At 68.0% G+C, this 19,310-nt stretch carries 17 protein-coding genes; 7 read left to right on the top strand and 10 right to left on the bottom strand.

Translation table 11 applies throughout. The features are described from left to right. Positions 1-169: 169 nt before the first annotated feature. Genes EV653_RS02760 through EV653_RS02750 form a run of 3 tightly spaced genes read right to left on the bottom strand, consistent with a single transcriptional unit; the run spans position 170 to position 2,756 of the window. Positions 170-1,186, bottom strand: coding sequence for an NAD(P)/FAD-dependent oxidoreductase (locus EV653_RS02760; protein ID WP_134097627.1), 1,017 nt, complete (start codon positions 1,184-1,186; stop codon positions 170-172). Next, complete coding sequence (locus EV653_RS02755; RefSeq protein ID WP_202871464.1) at positions 1,183-1,710, bottom strand: isoprenylcysteine carboxyl methyltransferase family protein; 528 nt, start codon at positions 1,708-1,710, stop codon at positions 1,183-1,185. Before EV653_RS02755 ends, EV653_RS02760 begins: the two co-directional genes overlap by 4 nt. Next, entirely contained in the window at positions 1,710-2,756 is a 1,047-nt protein-coding gene (locus EV653_RS02750) for a type III polyketide synthase (protein ID WP_134097625.1), read from the bottom strand. The genes EV653_RS02755 and EV653_RS02750 overlap by 1 nt, the downstream gene beginning before the upstream one ends. 18 nt (positions 2,757-2,774) lie before the next feature. Between EV653_RS02750 and EV653_RS02745 the strand changes: the two genes are divergently transcribed. After that, positions 2,775-3,578, top strand: coding sequence for a UbiA family prenyltransferase (locus EV653_RS02745; protein WP_238159522.1), 804 nt, complete (start codon positions 2,775-2,777; stop codon positions 3,576-3,578). Here EV653_RS02745 and EV653_RS02740 read toward each other — a convergent pair. Further along, on the bottom strand, positions 3,544-4,467 hold the full coding sequence (locus tag EV653_RS02740; RefSeq protein WP_134097623.1) for a LysR substrate-binding domain-containing protein: 924 nt from the start codon (positions 4,465-4,467) through the stop codon (positions 3,544-3,546). The two genes, EV653_RS02745 and EV653_RS02740, sit on opposite strands and share 35 nt — an antisense overlap. Positions 4,468-4,592: 125 nt before the next feature. Here EV653_RS02740 and EV653_RS02735 point away from each other — a divergent pair, with 125 nt between their 5' ends. After that, a complete protein-coding gene (locus EV653_RS02735; protein ID WP_134097622.1) occupies positions 4,593-6,122 on the top strand; it encodes an MFS transporter in 1,530 nt (509 codons plus the stop codon). A gap of 126 nt (positions 6,123-6,248) precedes the next feature. Here EV653_RS02735 and EV653_RS02730 read toward each other — a convergent pair whose 3' ends face one another. Next, positions 6,249-7,742 (bottom strand): lysyl oxidase family protein, encoded by a 1,494-nt coding sequence (locus EV653_RS02730; protein WP_238159521.1) that lies wholly within the window; start codon positions 7,740-7,742, stop codon positions 6,249-6,251. 206 nt (positions 7,743-7,948) lie between these two features. On the opposite strand from EV653_RS02730, the gene EV653_RS02725 reads away from it, so the two are divergent. Both EV653_RS02725 and EV653_RS02720 read left to right on the top strand, forming a co-directional pair. Then, positions 7,949-9,994, top strand: a complete 2,046-nt coding sequence (locus tag EV653_RS02725) for a fibronectin type III domain-containing protein (RefSeq protein ID WP_134097620.1) — start codon at positions 7,949-7,951, stop codon at positions 9,992-9,994. Between the two features lie 70 nt (positions 9,995-10,064). Continuing rightward, the gene (locus tag EV653_RS02720) at positions 10,065-10,826 is read left to right on the top strand and encodes a DUF427 domain-containing protein (protein ID WP_134097619.1); all 762 of its coding nucleotides are present in this window, start codon (positions 10,065-10,067) and stop codon (positions 10,824-10,826) included. Here the strand turns inward: EV653_RS02720 and EV653_RS02715 are convergent, their stop codons facing one another. Together EV653_RS02715 and EV653_RS02710 are read right to left on the bottom strand one after the other, a co-directional pair. Beyond that, the gene (locus tag EV653_RS02715) at positions 10,827-11,594 is read right to left on the bottom strand and encodes an SDR family NAD(P)-dependent oxidoreductase (protein ID WP_134097617.1); all 768 of its coding nucleotides are present in this window, start codon (positions 11,592-11,594) and stop codon (positions 10,827-10,829) included. It abuts the gene before it with no gap. 8 nt (positions 11,595-11,602) lie between these two features. Continuing rightward, complete coding sequence (locus tag EV653_RS02710; protein ID WP_134097615.1) at positions 11,603-11,983, bottom strand: winged helix-turn-helix transcriptional regulator; 381 nt, start codon at positions 11,981-11,983, stop codon at positions 11,603-11,605. A gap of 94 nt (positions 11,984-12,077) precedes the next feature. Between EV653_RS02710 and EV653_RS02705 the strand changes: the two genes are divergently transcribed. Both EV653_RS02705 and EV653_RS02700 read left to right on the top strand, forming a co-directional pair. Further along, complete coding sequence (locus EV653_RS02705) at positions 12,078-13,409, top strand: nuclear transport factor 2 family protein (protein WP_134097613.1); 1,332 nt, start codon at positions 12,078-12,080, stop codon at positions 13,407-13,409. 123 nt (positions 13,410-13,532) lie between these two features. Further along, on the top strand, positions 13,533-15,518 hold the full coding sequence (locus tag EV653_RS02700) for a SulP family inorganic anion transporter (protein WP_202871463.1): 1,986 nt from the start codon (positions 13,533-13,535) through the stop codon (positions 15,516-15,518). On the opposite strand, the gene EV653_RS02695 is transcribed toward EV653_RS02700, so the two are convergent. After that, positions 15,499-16,329, bottom strand: a complete 831-nt coding sequence (locus EV653_RS02695) for a phosphatase PAP2 family protein (RefSeq protein ID WP_238159520.1) — start codon at positions 16,327-16,329, stop codon at positions 15,499-15,501. The genes EV653_RS02700 and EV653_RS02695 overlap by 20 nt on opposite strands. 167 nt (positions 16,330-16,496) lie before the next feature. On the opposite strand from EV653_RS02695, the gene EV653_RS02690 reads away from it, so the two are divergent. Continuing rightward, positions 16,497-17,702 carry an MFS transporter gene (locus EV653_RS02690; protein ID WP_134097611.1) on the top strand — a complete coding sequence of 402 codons (1,206 nt, stop codon included), beginning with the start codon at positions 16,497-16,499 and terminating at the stop codon, positions 17,700-17,702. Here the strand turns inward: EV653_RS02690 and EV653_RS02685 are convergent. Both EV653_RS02685 and EV653_RS02680 read right to left on the bottom strand, forming a co-directional pair. Then, positions 17,683-18,096 (bottom strand): aconitase X swivel domain-containing protein, encoded by a 414-nt coding sequence (locus EV653_RS02685; protein ID WP_238159519.1) that lies wholly within the window; start codon positions 18,094-18,096, stop codon positions 17,683-17,685. The genes EV653_RS02690 and EV653_RS02685 overlap by 20 nt on opposite strands. Continuing rightward, entirely contained in the window at positions 18,093-19,307 is a 1,215-nt protein-coding gene (locus EV653_RS02680; protein ID WP_134097607.1) for an aconitase X, read from the bottom strand. The genes EV653_RS02685 and EV653_RS02680 overlap by 4 nt, the downstream gene beginning before the upstream one ends. Between the last annotated feature and the right edge of the window lie 3 nt (positions 19,308-19,310).

Raw genomic sequence — 19,310 nt, 5'->3', positions numbered from 1 at the left:
CTGTTGGGCAACATCCGGCTGACAGAGTCTTCCTTGTCAGCCGGTCCGGCCTTTCACCAGGAGGCCGGAACGGCTCGGGTCCGAGCTTTTCACCAGGAAGCTCGGGCCGTACGCAGGCCCGGCGATTGTCTGAGCGATCGCCGGGCCTGCGGTATTTTCCGGCCGTTGCCTAGGACAACCGGTTGACGATGGTGCGGTAGACGCCGGGCAGCGCGGCGGCGGCCGGGACGATACGCGGGGCGAGGACCGGGCGGTTGCGGGCCCAGAGCAACGATGCGGTGAGCAGCCGGCACTCCCAGGAGACGCGACGCCAGGCGGCCTCGTAGTCCTGCGGGCGATCGGCGCGGATGCAGTCGACCAGCTCCGCGGACGTGCGGAGGGCGACGGCGATACCTTCACCGGTCAGCGCGTCGACGTACCCGGCGGCGTCGCCTACCAGGAGCACTCGGCCGGCGGTGCGCGCACGCACACGCTGGCGGAGCGGGCCGGCTCCCATCACTGCACTCGCCGGCGTCGCACCACAAAGGCGATGCTTGAGCGCGGGAAAGGCGTCGAGGTGTGAGTCGAAGGTGCCGCGCGCGGAGGTGAGGATCGCGACGCCGACCAGGTCGTCGGCAACCGGAGTCACATAGGCCTCACCGAGACGAGACCAATAGACCTCGACAAGATCCGTCCAGGGTGAGACGCGGAAGTGCTGTCTCAGCCCACGACGGACGTCATCAGAGTTCCCACCAGAAAGATTCAGTTGGCGGCGGATGGGTGAGTGAAGGCCGTCGGCGGCGGCGAGATAGCGGGCGGTGTGGTTGGCGGCGGTTACGGAGGCGGGCGTTTGGGTTATTGGGCCGACGCGGTCCCGGATGACCGGGACGTTGAGGTCGGCCAGGCGTTTCAGCAACGCTGCCTGGAGCGTCGTGCGGCGTACGCCGAGGCCTGGGCCGGCGGTGAAGCGGGCGTCCACCTGGTGCGTGGCGTCGACGTAGCGGATTCCGTGGAACGGGCGACCAGAAAGTTCCACGCCCAGGCGGGTCAGGTAGTCGACAGCACTGTGGGCGATGCCTTCGCCGCACGCCTTGTCGATAGGGCCGGACCGCGGCTCGACGACAACTACCGACAGCCCTGCCAGCGCGGCCCGGATGGCGGTGGCCGCGCCGGCCGGTCCGGCGCCGGCGACGAGGAGATCGATCATCGAGTGAGCACGGTGGACAGCGCGGCTTCTTCGGTCCGGATCCGGATCGCCAGCAACGGAGCATTGAGCAGGGTGAACACGGTCGCCGTGATCCAGGCCGAATGCACCAGCGGCAGCGCGATCCCCTCGCCGATCACCGCGACGTAGTTCGGATGCCGCAAGAACCGGTAAGGCCCACGAGTGACCCGCGACAGACCTGGTACGACGATCACGCGGGTGTTCCACTGGTAGCCGAGCACCGAGATGCACCACCAGCGCAGTCCTTGCATGAGCACCACGATCAACAGCGCGGCCCACCCGACCTTCGGATCGAACGGCCGGCCCGACACGATCGCCTCGGCCACGCACCCGGCCAGCAGCCCGGTGTGCAGCGCGACCATGAACGGGTAATGCGCCTTCCCGAACTCCACGCCGTGGTGGGCGAAACTCCACTTCGCGTTCCGTAGCGACACCACCAGCTCGGCGACCCGCTCGAACCCGACGAGGACCACGAGAGCGACGTACCACCACAGGGATTGCGTCATCACCACTCCAGGAGGACGAGCTCGGAACAGAAACCCGGGCCCATCGCGAGGAGCAGACCCATACCTGAAGGATCCAGCTTGAGCGTGTCACCGAGCACGTGCAGCACCGAGGACGACGACAAGTTGCCGACCGCATCCAGCGACGTCCAGGTCAGATCCAGCGCTCCCGGTCGCAGTTCCAACGTCTCGGACACCGCCTCCAGCACCTTCGGCCCACCCGGATGACTCACCCACGTGCCGATGTCCGGCACGGTCAGTCCGTGATCGTCGAGGAAGCTCCGGACGTCGCCGCCCAGGTACTGCCTCACCACCTCCGGCACATCCGCCCCGAGCACGATCCGGAACCCGCCCGACCCGATGTCCCAGCCCATGACCCGCTCCGAGTCCGGGTAGAGCCGCGACCGCGTAGCCACCACCGAAGGCCCGGACGCGAGCGGATGCTCCGACCCCGTCAGCACGACCGCAGCCGCACCGTCCCCGAACAACGCCCCACCCACGAGGTTCGGCAGCGACGCGTCGTCCCGCTGCAACGTCAACGAGCACAACTCCACCGACAGCAGTACGGCGACATGCGTCGGCCAGGCCTTCAGGTAGTCGTGCAGCCTCGCGATCCCCGCCGCTCCCCCGACGCACCCGAGCCCGAACAACGGCAGCCGCTTCACGTCCTCCCGCAGCCCGAGCCGCATCGCCACCCGCGCATCGATCGATGGCGCCGCCACCCCGGTCACCGTCGTGAACATCAGCACGTCGACGTCGTCCAGCGCCAGGCCCGCGTCCTTCACCGCGCCGGCAACGGCCTCCGCACCGAGATCCACAGCCGCCGCGATCCATTCGTCGTTCGCCTCACCGAAGTCTTTCAATGCGGCGTACCGCTCCAGCGGCAGCGCGAGATGCCGATGCGACACCCCCGCATTCGCATGCAACCGCCGGAGCAGCGCCGAGCTCCGGCCGTCCGGCAGACAGATCGAGGCGAACGCCTCCGTCAGCTCGGACTGCGGATAGCGGTACGGCGGGAGCGCGGGCCGCACCGCTGCGATCCGCGTCATCGTGGCATCGTTACGTCGGTGAAGACCGTCAAAGGTCTGGCTCTTGCCTGCCACCCCGGGCCAACCATCGCCGTGACCGCTCTGGTCACGGCTGTCGCATGGTCGGCCGGGCGAAGCCCGGCCGGGTGTCTCCTCGTCGCAGCAACGATCCTCACCGGCCACCTCTCGATCGGCTGGAGCAATGACGCGATTGATGCCGCCCGCGACACCATTGTGAACCGCCGGGACAAGCCCGTGGTGCGTGGACTGGTGAGTCGCCGCACGCTCGCGATCGGTGCCGGCGTCATGCTGGTGATCACCGTCCCCGTCTCCCTGGCCAACGGACTCGCGGCCGGACTGGTTCATCTGCTGTTCGTCGCGTGCGCCTGGGCGTACAACCTCGGCCTCAAGTCGACCGTGATCTCCTGGCTCCCCTACGCCGTCGCGTTCGGCGCTTTGCCCTCGTTTGTGACGCTCGGGACCGCACAGGTCTGGGCGCCGTGGTGGGCCACCGCGGCGGGCGCCCTCTTGGGGATCGGTGCCCATCTGGCAAACGTCGTACCCGACCTGGCCGACGACCTCGCGACCGGCGTACGGGGCTGGCCGCAGCGGCTCGGGTCCTATGCCCGCCTGCTCGCGCCGCTCCCGCTCGCACTCGCGACCGGGCTTTTGGTGATAGCGCCCGCCGGGGCGATCGGCGTCGTCGGCTGGATCGCGCTCGCCGTCGTCGCGGCGCTGCTCGTCACGATCGTGCTCTGGCGCAACGCACCGTTCCTGGTCACGATCGCCATCGCCGCGGTCAGCATCATCACGCTGGTGTTGCGCGGTGACGCACTGATCTAGCCGGCGCCTGCGGATCGAGCACGGCGTCCGGCTTCAGCGGCGCGTTGCTGCCGAGGATCGCGGCCGTCAGCGCCTCGGCCGGCTCCTTCGCGGCGCGCGGGTTCGTGATCAGCACGAGGTCGATCGGCGGCAGTTCCGGCAGGCCCGCGCTCGGCGGCGGCTCGACCAGGTCCGCGGGCATCAGCGACCGCGCGAAGATCGCGATGCCGAGCCCGGCCCGGACAGCCGCGAGTACGCCGTTGACGCCGCGCACGATGCACGTGATCCGGCAGGTACGGCCGGCCTGTTCGAGCGACTGCACACCGAGCGAGCGGCTCAGCGACGGCGCCTGGTACGCGACCAGCGGCACCGGACCGTCCGGCGCGATCCGGGTCCCCGAGATACCGGCCCAGACGAGCGGATCCCGTCGTACCAGCCGGCCGTTCGGTTCGTAGCCGCCGCCGGCACCGTGCTTCACGTAGGCGAGGTCGAGGTGGCCGGACTCGACCCGGCGGAGCAGGTTCGGGCTCTGGGCAACGGTCAGCTCGAGGTCGATCCGCGGGTACAGCTGGCGGAAGTCGCGAAGGATCTTCGGCAGCGGGGTGAGCGCGAGGTCGTCGGTCACACCGAAGCGCAGCCGGCCGCGCAACTCCGAGCCGGTGAAGTACCCGGCGGCCTCTTCGTGCGCAGCCAGGATGGTCCGGGCAAAACCGGCCATCGCCTCGCCGTCCGCGGTGAGGGTGACCGTGCGGGTGTCACGCACGAAGAGCGGTCGCCCGACGGCCACCTCGAGTTTGCGGACATGTTGGCTCACCGTCGGTTGCCGGATACCCAGCCGCTCAGCCGCCTGCGTGAAGCTCAGCGACTGTGCCACCGCGAGGAACGTCCGCAGCTGGTCCGGGTCGTACATCGATTCACCCCTTCATTACGTGACGCTATAAGACTAATAGGAGTAATTCGCTGGGGGAATCCAGTACCGAACCGTGAGGATGGACGTGTCCTCCCCTGACCAGTCGACACGCGTAGGGATCGCTCTTGACCACCCGGGCCACTTCCGGTTCTGTCCCGTCCACCGATTTCCACCTCCACCGCACCACCGACCGAAACGAGTTCCGGGATTCGCAGCGCCGCCCGGGCTTCAAGGACACCTTCAGCGCGCTGCGGGTCCGCAACTTCCGTCTCCTGGTCAGCGGACTGCTGGTCGTCTCGACCGGCGGCTGGATCCAGCGCATCGCGCAGGACTGGCTGGTTCTCACGCTCACTGGCAGCGCGACCGCGGTCGGCATCACGACCGCGCTGCAGTTCACCCCCACCCTCCTGCTCGGCCTGTACGGCGGCGTCATCGCGGATCGCTTCCCGAAGCGGAAGGTCCTGCTCGCCACCCAGACCACCTTCGGATCCTGCGCCGCCATCCTCGCGACGGTCGCGTTCACCGGCCACGTCCAGGTGTGGCACGTGTACACGATGGCGTTCGTCCTGGGCCTCGCGACCGCGGTCGACAACCCGACCCGCCAGTCGTTCGTCACCGAGATCGTCCCCCGCGACACGGTGCGAAACGCGATCAGCATGGTGTCGTCGACGTTCCAGCTTGGCAGCATGGTCGGGCCGGCGCTCGGCGGTGTGCTGCTCGGCGTGCTCGGTACGCCGTGGGCGTTCGCGATCAACGCCTGCACGTTCTTCGCCTCGATCAGCGCGCTGCTGCGGATGCGGGAGAGCGAGATGCCCGGATACCACGCGGCCCGCAAGGCCAGCGCGGGGATCCGGATCCGGGACGGCTTGCGCGACGGCGTGCGGTACGCGTTCCACGAGCCGGCCGTGCGGTGGGCGATCGCGCTCGTCGGGATCTACGGCATGTTCACGATCAGCCTGGCGGTCACGCTGACCGCCTTCGCCGACCGGGTCTTCCAGATCGGCGCTTCGGGGTACGGCATCCTGAACTCGGTCGTCGCGTTCGGCGCACTGGCGGGTGCGCTGCTGTCGGCCCGCCGCGTGCGGCCGACCCGGCTGCGCAACCTGATCGGTATCGCGTGCCTGCTGACGGTCACCGAAGTACTCGCCGCCATCCAGCCGTCGCTGTGGACGTTCATCCCGGTGCTGGCGTCGATGGGTATGGCGACCCTGATGTTCCTGACCGCGGCCCAGTCGATGGTCCAGTTGACCACTCCGGACGGCCTGCGCGGCCGGGTCTCCGGGATCTACAACCTGGTCTTCATCGGGGGCGGCGCGATCGGCGGGCCGACGGTCGGGTTCCTCGCCCAGCACTTCGGGGCGCGGTCGGCTCTGCTGCTCGCCGGGCTGATCCCGGCGGTGGCGACGATCGCGATCGGTCTGCGGCTGCGGCGGGACGGCCAATTCCGGCTGGTCCTCGTCCGGACCAGGTCTCCGTGGCACCAGGTCCCGGTCCGGCTCAACCTGCAGCAGGCGGAGATCATGCTGTCCGCCCCGTCGGCCACTCCGATCACCCGCACCTCGCGCCCGTTCGTCCTGGGCCGTCGTCAGCACGCGCGGACGGACTCGCATCTGCGTCCGACACGCTCACGCCGCCGCCCGCAACACCACCAGTAACACCACCAACAGCTCCGAGGCGGGGGGCGAGCACGCTGCCTTCACTCACCCCTGCCCCGGGCCACCTTGAGCACCCACCAACCACATTCGGCTGCGGCTCGTGGTTGGTGGGTGCTCAAAGACGGGTTACGGCGTGGTGATGACACCGACAGGCGGGACCTGGACGGTGCGGTCGTGCTTGGTGCCGCCCAGGATCACCTTGCGCAGGGCAACGTTGTTCTTCGTGTTCGACTCGTACAGGCGGTTCTCCGGGTTGGCGCTCACCTGGACGTAGTACGTGCCGTTGGCGAGGTTCGTGATGTCGAAGGACTGCCCGGGCAACGACTGCTCGTAGGTGTCACCGTTGCCGACGTCAAGGACCTCACGCACCGACAGCGAGCTGTGATCGCCGCAGGCTGTGTGCAGGTCGGTGTTGTACGGGTGCCAGTTGGCGTTCTTCACCGTGTAGTCGATGGCATCCGTCGCGGCCAGGCAGAACGCCTCCTTCTGGCTCCGGACCACCTCGGTCTGCTTCGAGTTCAGCAGGCTGTAGCGGGCGAAGTCGGTGAAGTGCCAGTGGTTGTGTCCGGGCCGGCCGTCCCACTCGAGCGTTCCGGTGTTCTGGTACCCGACCTCCTTGCCGTGCGTGTCGTAGAAGTACTGGTACGCGTCCATCAGGTCCTTGCCCTGCTGCCGGAAGCCGTCCAGCACCAGCGGCGACGGGCCGGCGTTCCACACAGTTGCCGAGAACTGCAGAAAGTCCTTGGCCGCGTCCGGCGTACCCTCGTCGCCCGGCGCGGCGACGATTCCCCAGGCCGGGACCGGTCGCAGGTCAGGCTTCGGGCCCTTCGGCACGCTCGCCTTCCCGGTCGGACGGGCCGTGTGAGGCTTCAGCGCCACCGAGCTTGCTGCCGCCTTCTTCCCGCCGAAGCAACCGCGTACGCACGTCTCGCCCTTCTGGATCGTCACGTTCAGCTTCACCGATGCGTCCGCCGCCGGGATCTTGAAGAAGTCCCGGTAGCCCTTGTTGACTGTGACGGTTGCCTTGTACTTGCCGTTGGCAAGCTGCACCGGATCGCCGCCGTCGTAGGTCCGCGAGGACCATCCGGTCTGCACGCCCCACACCGCGCCCTGCGTGAACGGGTTCGCAGTACAACCGTCCGGGTACGGCGACGTCGCGGGTGCGTCCGGCCGGGTCCGGGACCCTTCGCCGTTCAGGCACAGCGCCTGATCCTTGTCGAGCACCTTCTTGCCCGACGCATCGGTGAGCGTGATGTGCAGGAACTTCCCCAGGCCTGAGAAGTCCGTGACCAGGCCCTTCGGCAACTGACGGGTCGCCTTCCCGTTGACGTACTGCGTCGCGACGACGGGCGAGCTGTACGACGCCCGCGTCGCACGCACCTCGATCGGTGCGTTGCCGGCCACCACATGCGTACCGAAGTCGAGGTCGACGCCGTAGCCCTCGACGTTCTCCAATGTCACATCGGTGCTACCGGCAACCAATTTCAAAGCCGGTCTGGCGGTGCTGGCCGGACTGGACGACGCTGCCGACGCACCGGTGGCCGCGAGCGCGACCAGACCGGCCGCACCGGCCACGGCGATCCCGGTGACCACAGTCCGGCCGAGTTTCCTTGCCTTCACGATGATGTAACCCCCTCTTGCATCCGGCCGGCGTCCTCACGAAGCCGGCCTGTTGCTGGTACGACGACGAGGCGGTGCGGCGAAGTTGATCAAGGTTCCATGGCAGTCGTGTCACAGGAAGTCACGAGCGCTGAATACTTGACTGGGTAAATTAAGCCGACCTAGGCTCGGCCGCGTCCGCTCACTCCTCCCCGGAGGAACATCGCATGTTCTTGAGACGCCCCACTCTGACCGTGCTGGCTGCCGTCGCCCTGGTGTCGACAGCAGCCGCAACCGCCCCGGCCGACGCCGCCCAGCTCCAAGGCCAGGTCCAGGCCAAGAAGCCAACCCCCGCCACGTATCCGCAGGTCGCCGCCAAGCCCTACATGGGCTGGAGCAGCTGGAGCCTGCAGTCGACCAATTACCCGGGCGTCAATCCCGACGGCCCCGGCAGCTTCATCAGCGAGAAGAACATCCTGACCCAGGCGAACGCCCTGGCCACCAAGCTCAAGCCGTACGGCTACGAGTACGTCAACGTCGACGCCGGCTGGCAGGACGGTGGTGACGAGTACGGCCGCCCGGTCGCGATGGCGAAGCGCTTCCCGCGCGGGATGAAGGCGGTCGGCGACGACATCCACAAGCTCGGCCTGAAGTTCGGCATCTACACCACCGTCGGCCTGGGCACGGACGTCTACCGCGACGGCAACACGCCGATCTACGACGCGCCCGGCTGCTTCACCCGCGACATCGTGTACCCCGACCTGCGCAAGACCAACGGCTGGGACGCGGCGTACAAGATCAATTACGCGAGCCCGTGCGCACAGAAGTACGCCGACTCGATCGCCAAGCTGTTCGCGTCCTGGGGTGTCGACTTCATCAAGATGGACGGTGTCGGCCCGGGCTCGTGGAAGGGCGCGCCCGACGACCCGAACCACAACAACATCGAGGACATCGAGGCCTGGTGGCGCGCGGTACAGAACGCCGGCCGACCGATGCAGTACACGCTGTCCTGGTCGCTCAGCCACCGGTACGCCGACGTGTGGAAGCAGAACTCGAACGGCTGGCGGATCGACACCGACGTCGAGTGCTACTGCGACACGATCGTCAAGTGGGACAGCTCGGTGAAGGCACGCTGGTGGGATCTGCCGCAGTGGATCGACGACGCCGGTCCTGGGCACTGGAACAACCTGGACGCCCTCAACGTCGGCGTCGGCGCGATGGACGGGCTGACCGATGCCGAACGACAGAGCTACCTGACGTTCTGGGCGATCAACTCGGCGCCGCTGTTCGCCGGTGACGACCTGACCAAGCTGGACGCATACGGCCTGAAGCTCCTCACGAACCGTGAGGTCATCGCGATCGACCAGTCCGGCAACCCGGCCCGCCCGCTGAACCAGGACCAGCTGCAGCAGGTCTGGTACGCGCACAACAAGGACGGCAGTACGACGGTCGCCCTGTTCAACCTGGCCGACTCCCCCGCCACCGTGACCGGCAACTTCGACCAGCTCGGCATCGACGGGAAGGCGACTGTCCGCGACATCTGGGCGAACCAGAACACGCGCAACGTCAGCGGCGCGGTCAGCGCTCAGCTGCCGGCACACGGGTCGAAGCTGTACAAGATCAGCCCGAGTCGCGTCCCGGTTGCCACCCCGGCCGATCTGACCGCGACCGACGTCAGCCGTTCGACGACCACGCTGACGTGGCGGCCTGCCGCCGGAGCCACGTCGTACAAGGTGTTTGCCAATGGCAAGCAGGTTGCGACCGCCTCGGGCACCAGCACGATGGTCAGCGGTCTGTTGCCGCAGACGCAGTACTCGTTCACAGTGCGAGGTGTCAGCGGCGGCAGCACGTCCGGAGCCAGTGCGCCGGTGACGATGTTCACCTCGGCCGGACCGGTTCGGTACGAGGCGGAGGCGTCGAGCAGCACGTTGACCGGCGATGCGAGTGTCTCCGGATGCAGTCTGTGCTCGGGTGGTGCGAAGATCGGCAACATCGGCTACGGGTCGACGGTGACGCTCAACAACATCACCGTGCCGACGACCGGAACCTACCTGGTGAAGATCGCCTACACCGACGGTGACACCAGCCGGCAGAGCATGCTGACGGTCAACGGCACCGACACGTACTGGGCGAACTACAGCGGTCTCGGCGACAACGACTGGGGTACGCCGCAGGTGACGTACCTGCCGATGAAGCTGACCGCCGGGGCGAACTCGATCAAGGTCAGCAACCCGAACGGCTACATCGCCGATATCGACTGGATCACCGTCTGATCCGGTCCTCGGGTCCTTTCGGGCCGCGGGGCCGGCACCACCAGGGCCGGCCCCGCGCTTTACTGGACCAATGAGCGCCTATCCCGAACCTCTGATCCCGCCCGGCGGTACCGCACCGGTCCCGCGGCGGATCCGCGCGATGCTCGACGACCGCGTCGTCCTCGACACGACGGACGCGATCTACCTGTGGGAGTTCCCGCCGTACCCGCAGTACTACATCCCGGTCGGGGACGTCGCCGACGGCGTACTGACCGACACCGGCGAGACGAAGACCTTCGAGCACGGCGTCGCCCGCGTGCACAACGCCGGATCGGGCCATGCCTGGATGTACGACGACGGCGTCGCAAAGGACCGCGTCCGGTTCCAATGGGACGCGCTGGACCGCTGGTTCGAAGAGGACGAGGAAGTCTTCGTCCACCCGCGCAACCCGTACTCCCGGGTCGACGCGATCATTTCCACCCGCCGGGTCGAGGTGGCGGTGGACGGGATCACGCTCGCTGACTCCAGTTCGACCGTCATCGTCTTCGAGACCGGGCTACCTCCGCGGTACTACTTCCCGAAGACGTCGGTTCACCTGGAGCACCTCACGCCGTCCGAGACCGTCACCGCCTGCCCGTACAAGGGCCGCACCTCGGAGTACTGGTCGATCCCCTCGGTCCCGGACGTCGCCTGGTCCTACGACTTCCCGACCGCACCCCTGCTGCCGGTCGCGGGCCATGTCGCGTTCTTCAACGAGAACGTCGACATCACGATCGACGGAGTGCTCCAGGAGCGCCCGATCACCCCGTTCTCGAACCCGGTCGCCCGTCCGACCGACGGCACCGTGCGGTGATCAGATGGCTGCGGTGGTGGCGCCGTCCATCGTGACGATCGAAGCGGTGACGTAGCTCGCCAGCGGGGAGGCGAGGAAGACAGCGACGTTCGCGACCTCTTCGGGTTCGCCGAAGCGGCCCATCGGTACTTCGCGGACCATCTCGGCGAGGAGCTCGTCCTTCGGCTTACCGGTCGAGCGGACCGCGGCCTCGAGCCCCTCGTCGACGCGGTTGGTGCGGGTCGTCCCCGGGTTGATCACGTTCACCCGCACGCCGCTGCCGGCGTACGCCTTGGCATAGCCGACCGACGCGAGCATCAGCGCAGCGTTGGCCGCACCACCGCCGATGTGCAGCGGGTTCGCCGCGCGACCGCCCTGGCCGACGACGTTCACGACCGCACCGCTGCCGCGCTCCGCCATGCCGCGGATGACAGCCTCGGTCGCGTGCATGTACGTGAAGTACTTCGCCTCCATCGCCGCATGCAGAGCCTTGCTGTCCAGCTCGTCGACCGGAGTACGCCGGGCCGCCCCCGCGCAGTTGATCAGGATGTCCGGTACGCCGATCCGCTCGAAGACGGCCTTCGTCGCGTCAGGATCGGTCAGGTCGACCGCTTCCACCGCGAACGTCAGGTCCGGGAGCTGCTCCTGCGCCTTGGCCAGATTGGCGGGATCACGGGAGATGCCTGTCACCGTCGCGCCTTCACGCGCGAGCACCTCGACGCAGGCAAGCCCGATGCCCTTGCTGGCTCCGGTGACGACGGCGGTCTTCCCGGTCAGTTGCAGATCCACGTGACTCCTCAGAGGTTGGCGTCGTACTCCGTGCGGGCGGCGGCGATCTCGTCCATGTGGTCGTAGGCCCAGGTGCGCATCGTCGCGACGGCCGCGGCCAGGCTTCGGCCGAGCGGCGTCAGCGTATAGGTCACCGTCACCGGAACAGTAGGAACTACCTCACGCCGTACGACGCCGTCGCGCTCGAGGTGGCGGAGCGTCTGGGTGAGCATCTTCTGGGTGATGCCTTCGATGATCGACTTGAGCTGCCCGGAGCGGAGCGTGCCGCCCTTCTCGAGCGTGCTGATCACGAGCATCGTCCAGGTGTCGCCGATCCGGCCCAGCACCTGACGTGTCGGGCAGGCGCCTTTGGTGGCGTCCCACTTGCCTCTGACCTGGTCGGTATCCATTGGGTGCCTATAGCAGTAGTAAGTGCTGTCTTCCGGGCCGCCGCGACCCGCTCGTAGCGTCGTTGGCGAGTCTAGTTGAAGGAGCGGAAGGTCAATGAGGGCAGTGCTTGCGGTGGACAGCGGACAGGTCGGGCTCGCCGACATCGACGAGGTCCGGCCAGGTGAGGGCGAGATGGTGATCGAGGTCGCGGCGTTCTCGATCAACCGCGGCGAGACGTTCCAGTTGGAGCGGCCGCGGGACGGTTGGCGCCCCGGCAAGGACATCGCGGGCCGGGTGCTCGAGGCGGCGCCGGACGGTCCGCCGGCCGGCACTCGGGTGGTCGCCCATCTGCCGCACTCCGGCTGGGCCGAGCGCGTGGCCGCGCCGGCCACGCAGGTCGCAGTACTGCCGGACGACATCTCGTTCGAGCAGGCTGCAGCGCTTCCGCTCGCGGGGCTGACGGCGCTGCGGCTGCTCCGTACGGCGGGCAGCGTGATCGGGCGACGGATCCTGCTGACCGGCGCATCCGGCGGAGTCGGGCATTACTTCACCGAGCTCGCAGCCGGCGCGGGCGCTGTCGTCACGGCGGTTGTCTCGAGCCCGGCTCGAGGCGCGCGGCTGCTCGAGCTCGGCGCCGACGACCTCGTGTACGACGTCGCCGACGCGCGCGGGCCCTTCGAGCTCGTCCTCGAGTCGGTCGGCGGTGAGAGCCTCCCGGTCGCGTTGTCGAAGCTGGCCCCGGGCGGTGACTTGATCTGGTTCGGCCAGGCTAGCCGACAACCGGTCACGCTCGACTTCTTCGACTTCTTCACTGCTGCCGAGGCCGCGCGGGTCCGGCACTTCCACTACGTCCACGGCCCCGACGACCAGGACCTCGCGACGCTCGTCCGGCTGGTGTCGGCCGGTCGCCTCCATCCGGAGCTCGGCCGCGTCGAGGACTGGTCCCGGACCGACGCCGTACTCGACGACCTGCGCAACCGCCGCATCCGCGGCAACGCCGTACTCACACTGCACAAGGAGGCACCACTGATGAACGACCCGAAGACCGTCGTCACCCGGTACGTCGAGGCTGTGGCGGCCGGTGATCTGCCGACGATCCGGGCGAGCTTCGCCCCGGACGTGGTCTGGTCCTACCCGGGCGATCTGCCGCTGTCCGGTGACTGGAAGGGACGCGACATGGTCGTCGACGAGTTCCTCGGAGCAGCGGCCGGAAACCTCTTCGCTCCCGGTACGCCGGTTCAGATCGAACTGGTGAACGTGATCGCAGACGGCCAGCAGGTGTTCGCCGAATGGACCGCCCGGGCGACGGCGCGCACAGGTGGTGCCTATGACAACAAATGCGGCGCAGTCTTCACGGTCCGGAACGGCGAGATCGTCGCGGTCCGGGAGTACCTCGACACCGACCACGCGCGGCGCGTGCTCTTCCCGGAAGAACCGATGCTCTGAGCAATGATCTGCCCTGGTGCGGGCTTGATCGGGTCAGTACAGTGGGTAACCAGATCGACACTCTTTGTTTCGACGCCTGATGCCCGAGCAGTTGCCCTGAGCACCGACGCCGGAGGACCACCCGTGCCGACCTCTCCACCTTCCAAGCTCTGGAAGACCATCCTGCACCACGACCTCCCTGCGTCGTTGGTGGTCTTCCTCATCGCCATCCCCCTCTCCCTCGGGATCGCCGCCGCATCCGGCGCACCGCTGATCGCCGGCCTGGTGGCCGCTGTGATCGGCGGCGTAGTCGCCGGTGCGCTCGGCGGATCCCCCTTGCAGGTCAGCGGTCCGGCCGCCGGCCTGACCGTGGTCGTCGCCGGCCTCGTCACCCAGTTCGGCTGGGCCGCGACCGCTGCGATCACCTGCGCCGCCGGCGTCCTGCAGATCCTGCTGGGCATCACCCGCATCGGGCGGTTGGCGCTCTCACTGTCGCCCGCCGTCGTCCACGGCATGCTCGCCGGGATCGGCATGACGATCGCCGTCCAGCAGCTGCATGTCGTGCTCGGCGGCAAGGCCCAGAGCTCGCTGATCGACAACGTGATCGCGCTCCCCGCGCAACTCGTCACGCACCACGGTCATTCCGTTGTCGTCGGCATCTTGACGGTCGCGGTCGTGCTCGCCTGGCCCAGAATCCCTAAGCTCAAGGTGGTTCCGGCACCGCTCGTCGCCGTGGTTGCGGTGACTGCTCTGGCCGCGGTCTGGATGCCCGACGTGACACGGGTCGATCTGCCGGACCATCCGCTGCAGAGTTTGATCCTGCCGACGATGCCCGAAGGTACGCCGATCGAGATCGTGACTGCCGTCCTGACCGTTGCGCTGGTCGCCAGCGTCGAGTCATTGCTGTCGGCCGTTGCCGTCGACAAACTTCATCGCGGCAACCGGACCAACCTCGATCGCGAGCTGATCGGCCAGGGCGCAGCGAACGCGCTGTCCGGCGTCCTCGGCGGTATGCCGGTCACGGGCGTCATCGTCCGCTCGTCGACCAACGTCGCGGCCGGCGCGCGGACCCGGGCGTCCGCGATCATGCACGGCCTGTGGATCGCGGCGTTCGTTCTCGCCGCCGGAGCGATGCTCGAGCTGATCCCGATGGCCGCGTTGGCCGGCGTACTCCTCGTCACGGGGTTGCGATTGGTGCAACTCGCACACATCCGCACGTTGCGCAGGCACGACGAATTGCTCGTGTACGTCGTGACAGCGCTCGGCGTCGCCGGCCTCGGACTCGCTGAAGGCGTGCTCCTCGGCCTGGTGCTCGCGGTCGTGCGCGTGCTGTACCGGCTCGCCCGCGCGACCGTCACCGCGACCGAGTCCGACGGCGTGTGGATCGTGCGGATCCGCGGCACGCTGGTGTTCCTCGGGGTCGCGTCACTCGTGCGGACGCTGCGCTCGATCCCGGCCGGCGCCACGGTCCGGGTCGAGCTCACCGTGGATCATCTCGACCACGCGGCATACGAGGCGATCGAGGACTGGCGGCGGGGGCACGTCGCCCGCGGCGGCATCGTCGAGCTGAATCCTGATCGGTCCGGTCGGCAGATGCTCGACGGCGTCCGCGAGTTCGAGGCCTCGGCCGACGAGATCCGGCCGCTGCTCGCGAGACTCGCGGCAGAGGGACAACGGCCCGAGCATTTGTTCATCACCTGTGCGGACTCGCGGATCGTGCCGACGATGATCACCACGAGCGGTCCCGGCGACCAGTTCTGCGTGCGGAACATCGGGAATCTCGTGCCACCGAAGGGATCGAACAGCAGCTCCGTCGACGCCGCGATCGAGTACGCGGTCGACGTCCTCGGCGTGAAGTCGATCGTGGTCTGCGGCCATTCCTCCTGCGGCGCCGCCGCGGCCGCGCTCGCTGCCGACGTACCCGAGGGTTCCGGCCTGGAGAGCTGGCTGCGGCATCTGGAGCCGTCGGTACGGCGTGCGGTCGCGCTGCCCGACATCATTGATCCGGCAACCGGCGTGAAACTCTCGCCCGCGGACAAGCTGTCCGTCGCGAACGTCGCCGACAGCTCGAGAACCTGCGGAGTTTCGCGTGCGTCCGCGAGGCCGAGGCTCAGGGCCGGCTCGAACTGATCGGGCTCTGGTTCGACATCGGTGCCGCCGCGGCCAGGCTGGTGCTCGAACGCGAACCCTTCCTGGTCCGCGCCGACGACGAACTGTCGAAGATCAGGAGCAGCGGTGCCGCGAGCGCGATCGCGACCAGACCGTCCAGCCAGTAGTGGTTCGCGGTAACCACCACAACCGTGAAGGTGAGCAGCGGATGTGCGATCCACAGCCAACGCCACCGTGACCGCGTCGCGCGGATCAGGAACACCGCGACCATCAGCGCCCAGCCGACGTGCAGGCTCGGCATCGCGGCGAACTGGTTCGCCACCCCGGAGTGCGTGCTCGGCCCGTAGACCGACTGGCCGAGCAGCACTCCCGTGTCCACCCAACCCGGCATCATCCGGGGCGGTGCGAGCGGGAACACCATGTGCCCGATCAGCGCGAGCCCGGTCAGTGACGCGAGCGCCCAGCGCGCCTTCCCGTACTCGGCCGGGCGGCGGATCATCAACCACAGCAGGACCATCGCGGTCAGGGGAAAATGCACTGTTGCGTAGAACAGGTTCGCGACCCGGGCGAGCCCGTCGACCTGGAGCGCGTGATGCTGGAGCGTCGCCTCGCTCGGCAGCCCGAGCCTGGCCTCCCAGCGGATCAACTCATGGGCGTGTGCGAACGCGGACCCCGAATGCTCTGCCGACAGGAACCGTCCGAGGTTGTAGACCCCGAACAGCACCGCCAGCAGCGCCACCTCGCGGACGATCCTCCAGATCCCACCACCACGACTCCGCCCCAGCTCCGGAAGTACGGGTTGCCCCACCCGGTCCAGAGTCATCTGCGCCATGCCCGACCCCCAGCTCAAAACCGAACGCTCGTTCTCTGAAATTCCACCCTGCTCCTTATAGACCGGCGAGATCAAGAACGGTCATTCGTTTTCCGTTGTGATCCTCGCCTCACAGCGCTGCGATATTGGCTGGCGCCGCTCCGTGGTCCCCGGAAGGATCGGCCGGCATGGAGAAGGTCTTCATCCGCTGGACCTGGCTGCGCGCGGTCCTGCACAACGGGTGGTGGCTAGTCACGAGCGTCTACCTGGTGGTCGACGCCGGCCTCTCCCCTGCCGAGCTCGTGCTGATCGGGTCGGTGCAGAGTGCGTTCGCGCTCGTGTTCGAAGTACCGGCCGGTGTCATCGCGGACACGATCAGCCGCAAGTGGTCGCTCGTCGTCTCCCAGGTCCTGATGGGTACGGCGATGCTGGCGACGGGACTGTTCGAGTCGTTCCCGGCGCTCCTCGCGACCCAGGTGGTCTGGGGTATCTCGTGGACGTTCGCGAGCGGATCGGACGTCGCGCTGATCACCGACGAGCTCGATCGGCCCGACCGGATCAACCTCGTCCTGACGCGGGCCGCCCGCGCCCAGCTGACCGGCGCCGCGACCGGTCTGATCGCGCTCGGTCTGCTCGCCTGGGCGACCCGGCACGACGTCACGATCATCGTCGCCGGCGTCGCGATGATGTCGCTCGCGCTCTACGTGGCGTTCCGTTTCACCGAGCACAAGTTCGAACAGACAACAGCCCGCCTCGCTCCGCTCGGCGGGGTGGTGGGGGTCCCGACCCGCGCAGCCCGCTGGTCGACGTCGTGGACCACCTTCGTCCGCGGCGTCACGCTCGTACGCCGGAGCCGCGCGATCCTGCTGATCTTCGCCGCGACGTTCCTCGTCAACGGCGCCTCGGACGCTGCCGGACGACTCACCCAGAAGCAGCTGATCGACCTCGGCCTGCCGACCTCGATCCTCTGGTTCACGGCTCTCGGCGTGGTCGGGCTGGTCGTCGGTGCGCTCGTACTTCGACTCGTCACCAACCGCATCAACGGCCGCCATGCCGCGACCGACTATGCGTTGGCAGCCCTCGTCGGCGTACTCAGCATGCTCCTGCTCGCCTTCGCGCGCGATCCGGTTCTCGGCGCGATCGCCGTCGTACTCCTGAACGGAATCGTCAACCCGCTGACCCGCGTGATCAGCACGATCTGGGTCAACACCCGCACAACCGCAGACATCCGCGCGACAACGCACTCGTTCCTCGCACAACTCGAGTACCTCGGCGAGATCGTGTGCGGCCTCACGATCTCCACACTCGCCGACCTCACCACCCTGCCTGTTGCTCTCACCGGCTGTGCAGTCCTGTTCGCCGCAACCGCCGTACTTATGCGGTCGTCCAGGTGATGGTGGCGTGGGCCGGCGTCGCGTTGACGTCCAGCAGTGCGTGGTCCGGGATGGCCTCGTACGACGCGACAACAACCGGGAGGTTGAGGTTGTAGAGCTCGGCGGCGACCAGGGCGCCTAGCGGGATGATTGGGTCGGGGCGGGTCAGGATGATGGCGGCGGGTGCCGTGTGGGCGCGGATCTGTTCGGCCAGGACGCTGGACGTGGAGCTGGAACCGCGGCCGGATTCCATCAGAAGGATGCGGCCGGTCAGGACGGCGCCGCATTGCGGGTGATGGGCGTCGACGATGCGGCCGTGCTCGTCGGTGCCGCCCCAGAACGAGAGCGGCGCGGTGAGGCGGATCGGTTCGCCGGTCGCGGTGCCGGGGTGGAGCGTGCGGCCTTGGATGATCACTCGAGCACGACCTGACCGGCGCGGGCCGAGGCGACGCATTCGGCCAGCGAGCCGAGAACCGCGTTGACGTTGATGTTTCCGGGTGCGTAGTGCGCCCACTTGCCGGAGTTCGTCATCACGTTCTTCCAGTCGGGCGAGAGGATCGCGGTGACGTACGTGCAGGTGTCGACGACCACGGTCACTCCGGCGTTCTCCAACAAGTCCAGCTCGGAACCCTTCAGCCGTTCACGCGTGTGGCGGTTGGTCGACAGGTAGAACGGGACCTTCAACGGCGGCCCGTCCTTCAACAACTCCGCGAGTCGCACACATTCGGCGTACGACGCGTGCGGCGTGCCGACGCTCACCGCGTCGAGCTTCCCGGTCGTCGACAACTCCCGCCTGACGCGGTGCAGGGTGTCGAGATCGACCTCGTGCACCGGAAGATCGGCGAACTCGCGCGGCGCCTCCGGCGTGACGCCGACGGCGTGGAACAACGCGACTCCGCCAGCCGACGCGGCCGCCGCACCAAACGCCTTGAGGTCGTCCTCGCTCACCTGTGCCGGAATCCCAACTAACACAGGGATTCCGGCACCCACAACCGACCCGATGTGATGCCCGAGCAACGGATACGCCAGCTCTGAATGCAGGAAGTCACCCAGCGGCCGGCAATCGAACACCACGGTCCCCCGCCGCGCCTCGGTCGTCTGCAGGCCGGCGTACGGCGCTCGTCCGGTGATCGCAGCGCAGACGTCGAGGAAGTCGCCGTACCGATCCGTCCGGGCGCCGAGGACCGAGTTCGCGAACACGATCGCGTTCGACTCCGCCCATGCGACGTGCTCGCCCAGGCCGGGCCGGTTGGGGAGCTGGTACGGCGCGCAGGTGAACGTCGGCGTACATCCGAGTTCGACGTACGCCGACATCAGCTCTCGCCCCGCGGCAGCCAGTTCCTGATCGCGGACGAGGATCGGATGGATCAGGTCCGTCGAGCCGACGTTGAGCGTCGTCGGGACGCGTACGCGGGCACCCAGCTCGACGAGGCGGTGGGCAAAGTCGAGGCTGACCTGCCCGTGGTAGAGGCAGGAGTCGACGTGTGCGGACGTGATCTCGACGAGCCGCGGCGCATCGGAGATCCGCGCCTGACCGATGATCACGCGCATCGCGAGCGCGACGCCGTCCCCGTCCCGACCGCCGAGCATTGCCTCTTCCTCGGCGGTCAGGTGAAGGGTCTGCATACC

Origin of the sequence: Kribbella pratensis (genome assembly GCF_004365355.1) — a bacterium.
Lineage (GTDB): Bacteria > Actinomycetota > Actinomycetes > Propionibacteriales > Kribbellaceae > Kribbella.
The sequence above is the reverse complement of the archived record's forward strand: the minus strand, read 5'-3'. Positions and strand labels throughout refer to the sequence as shown.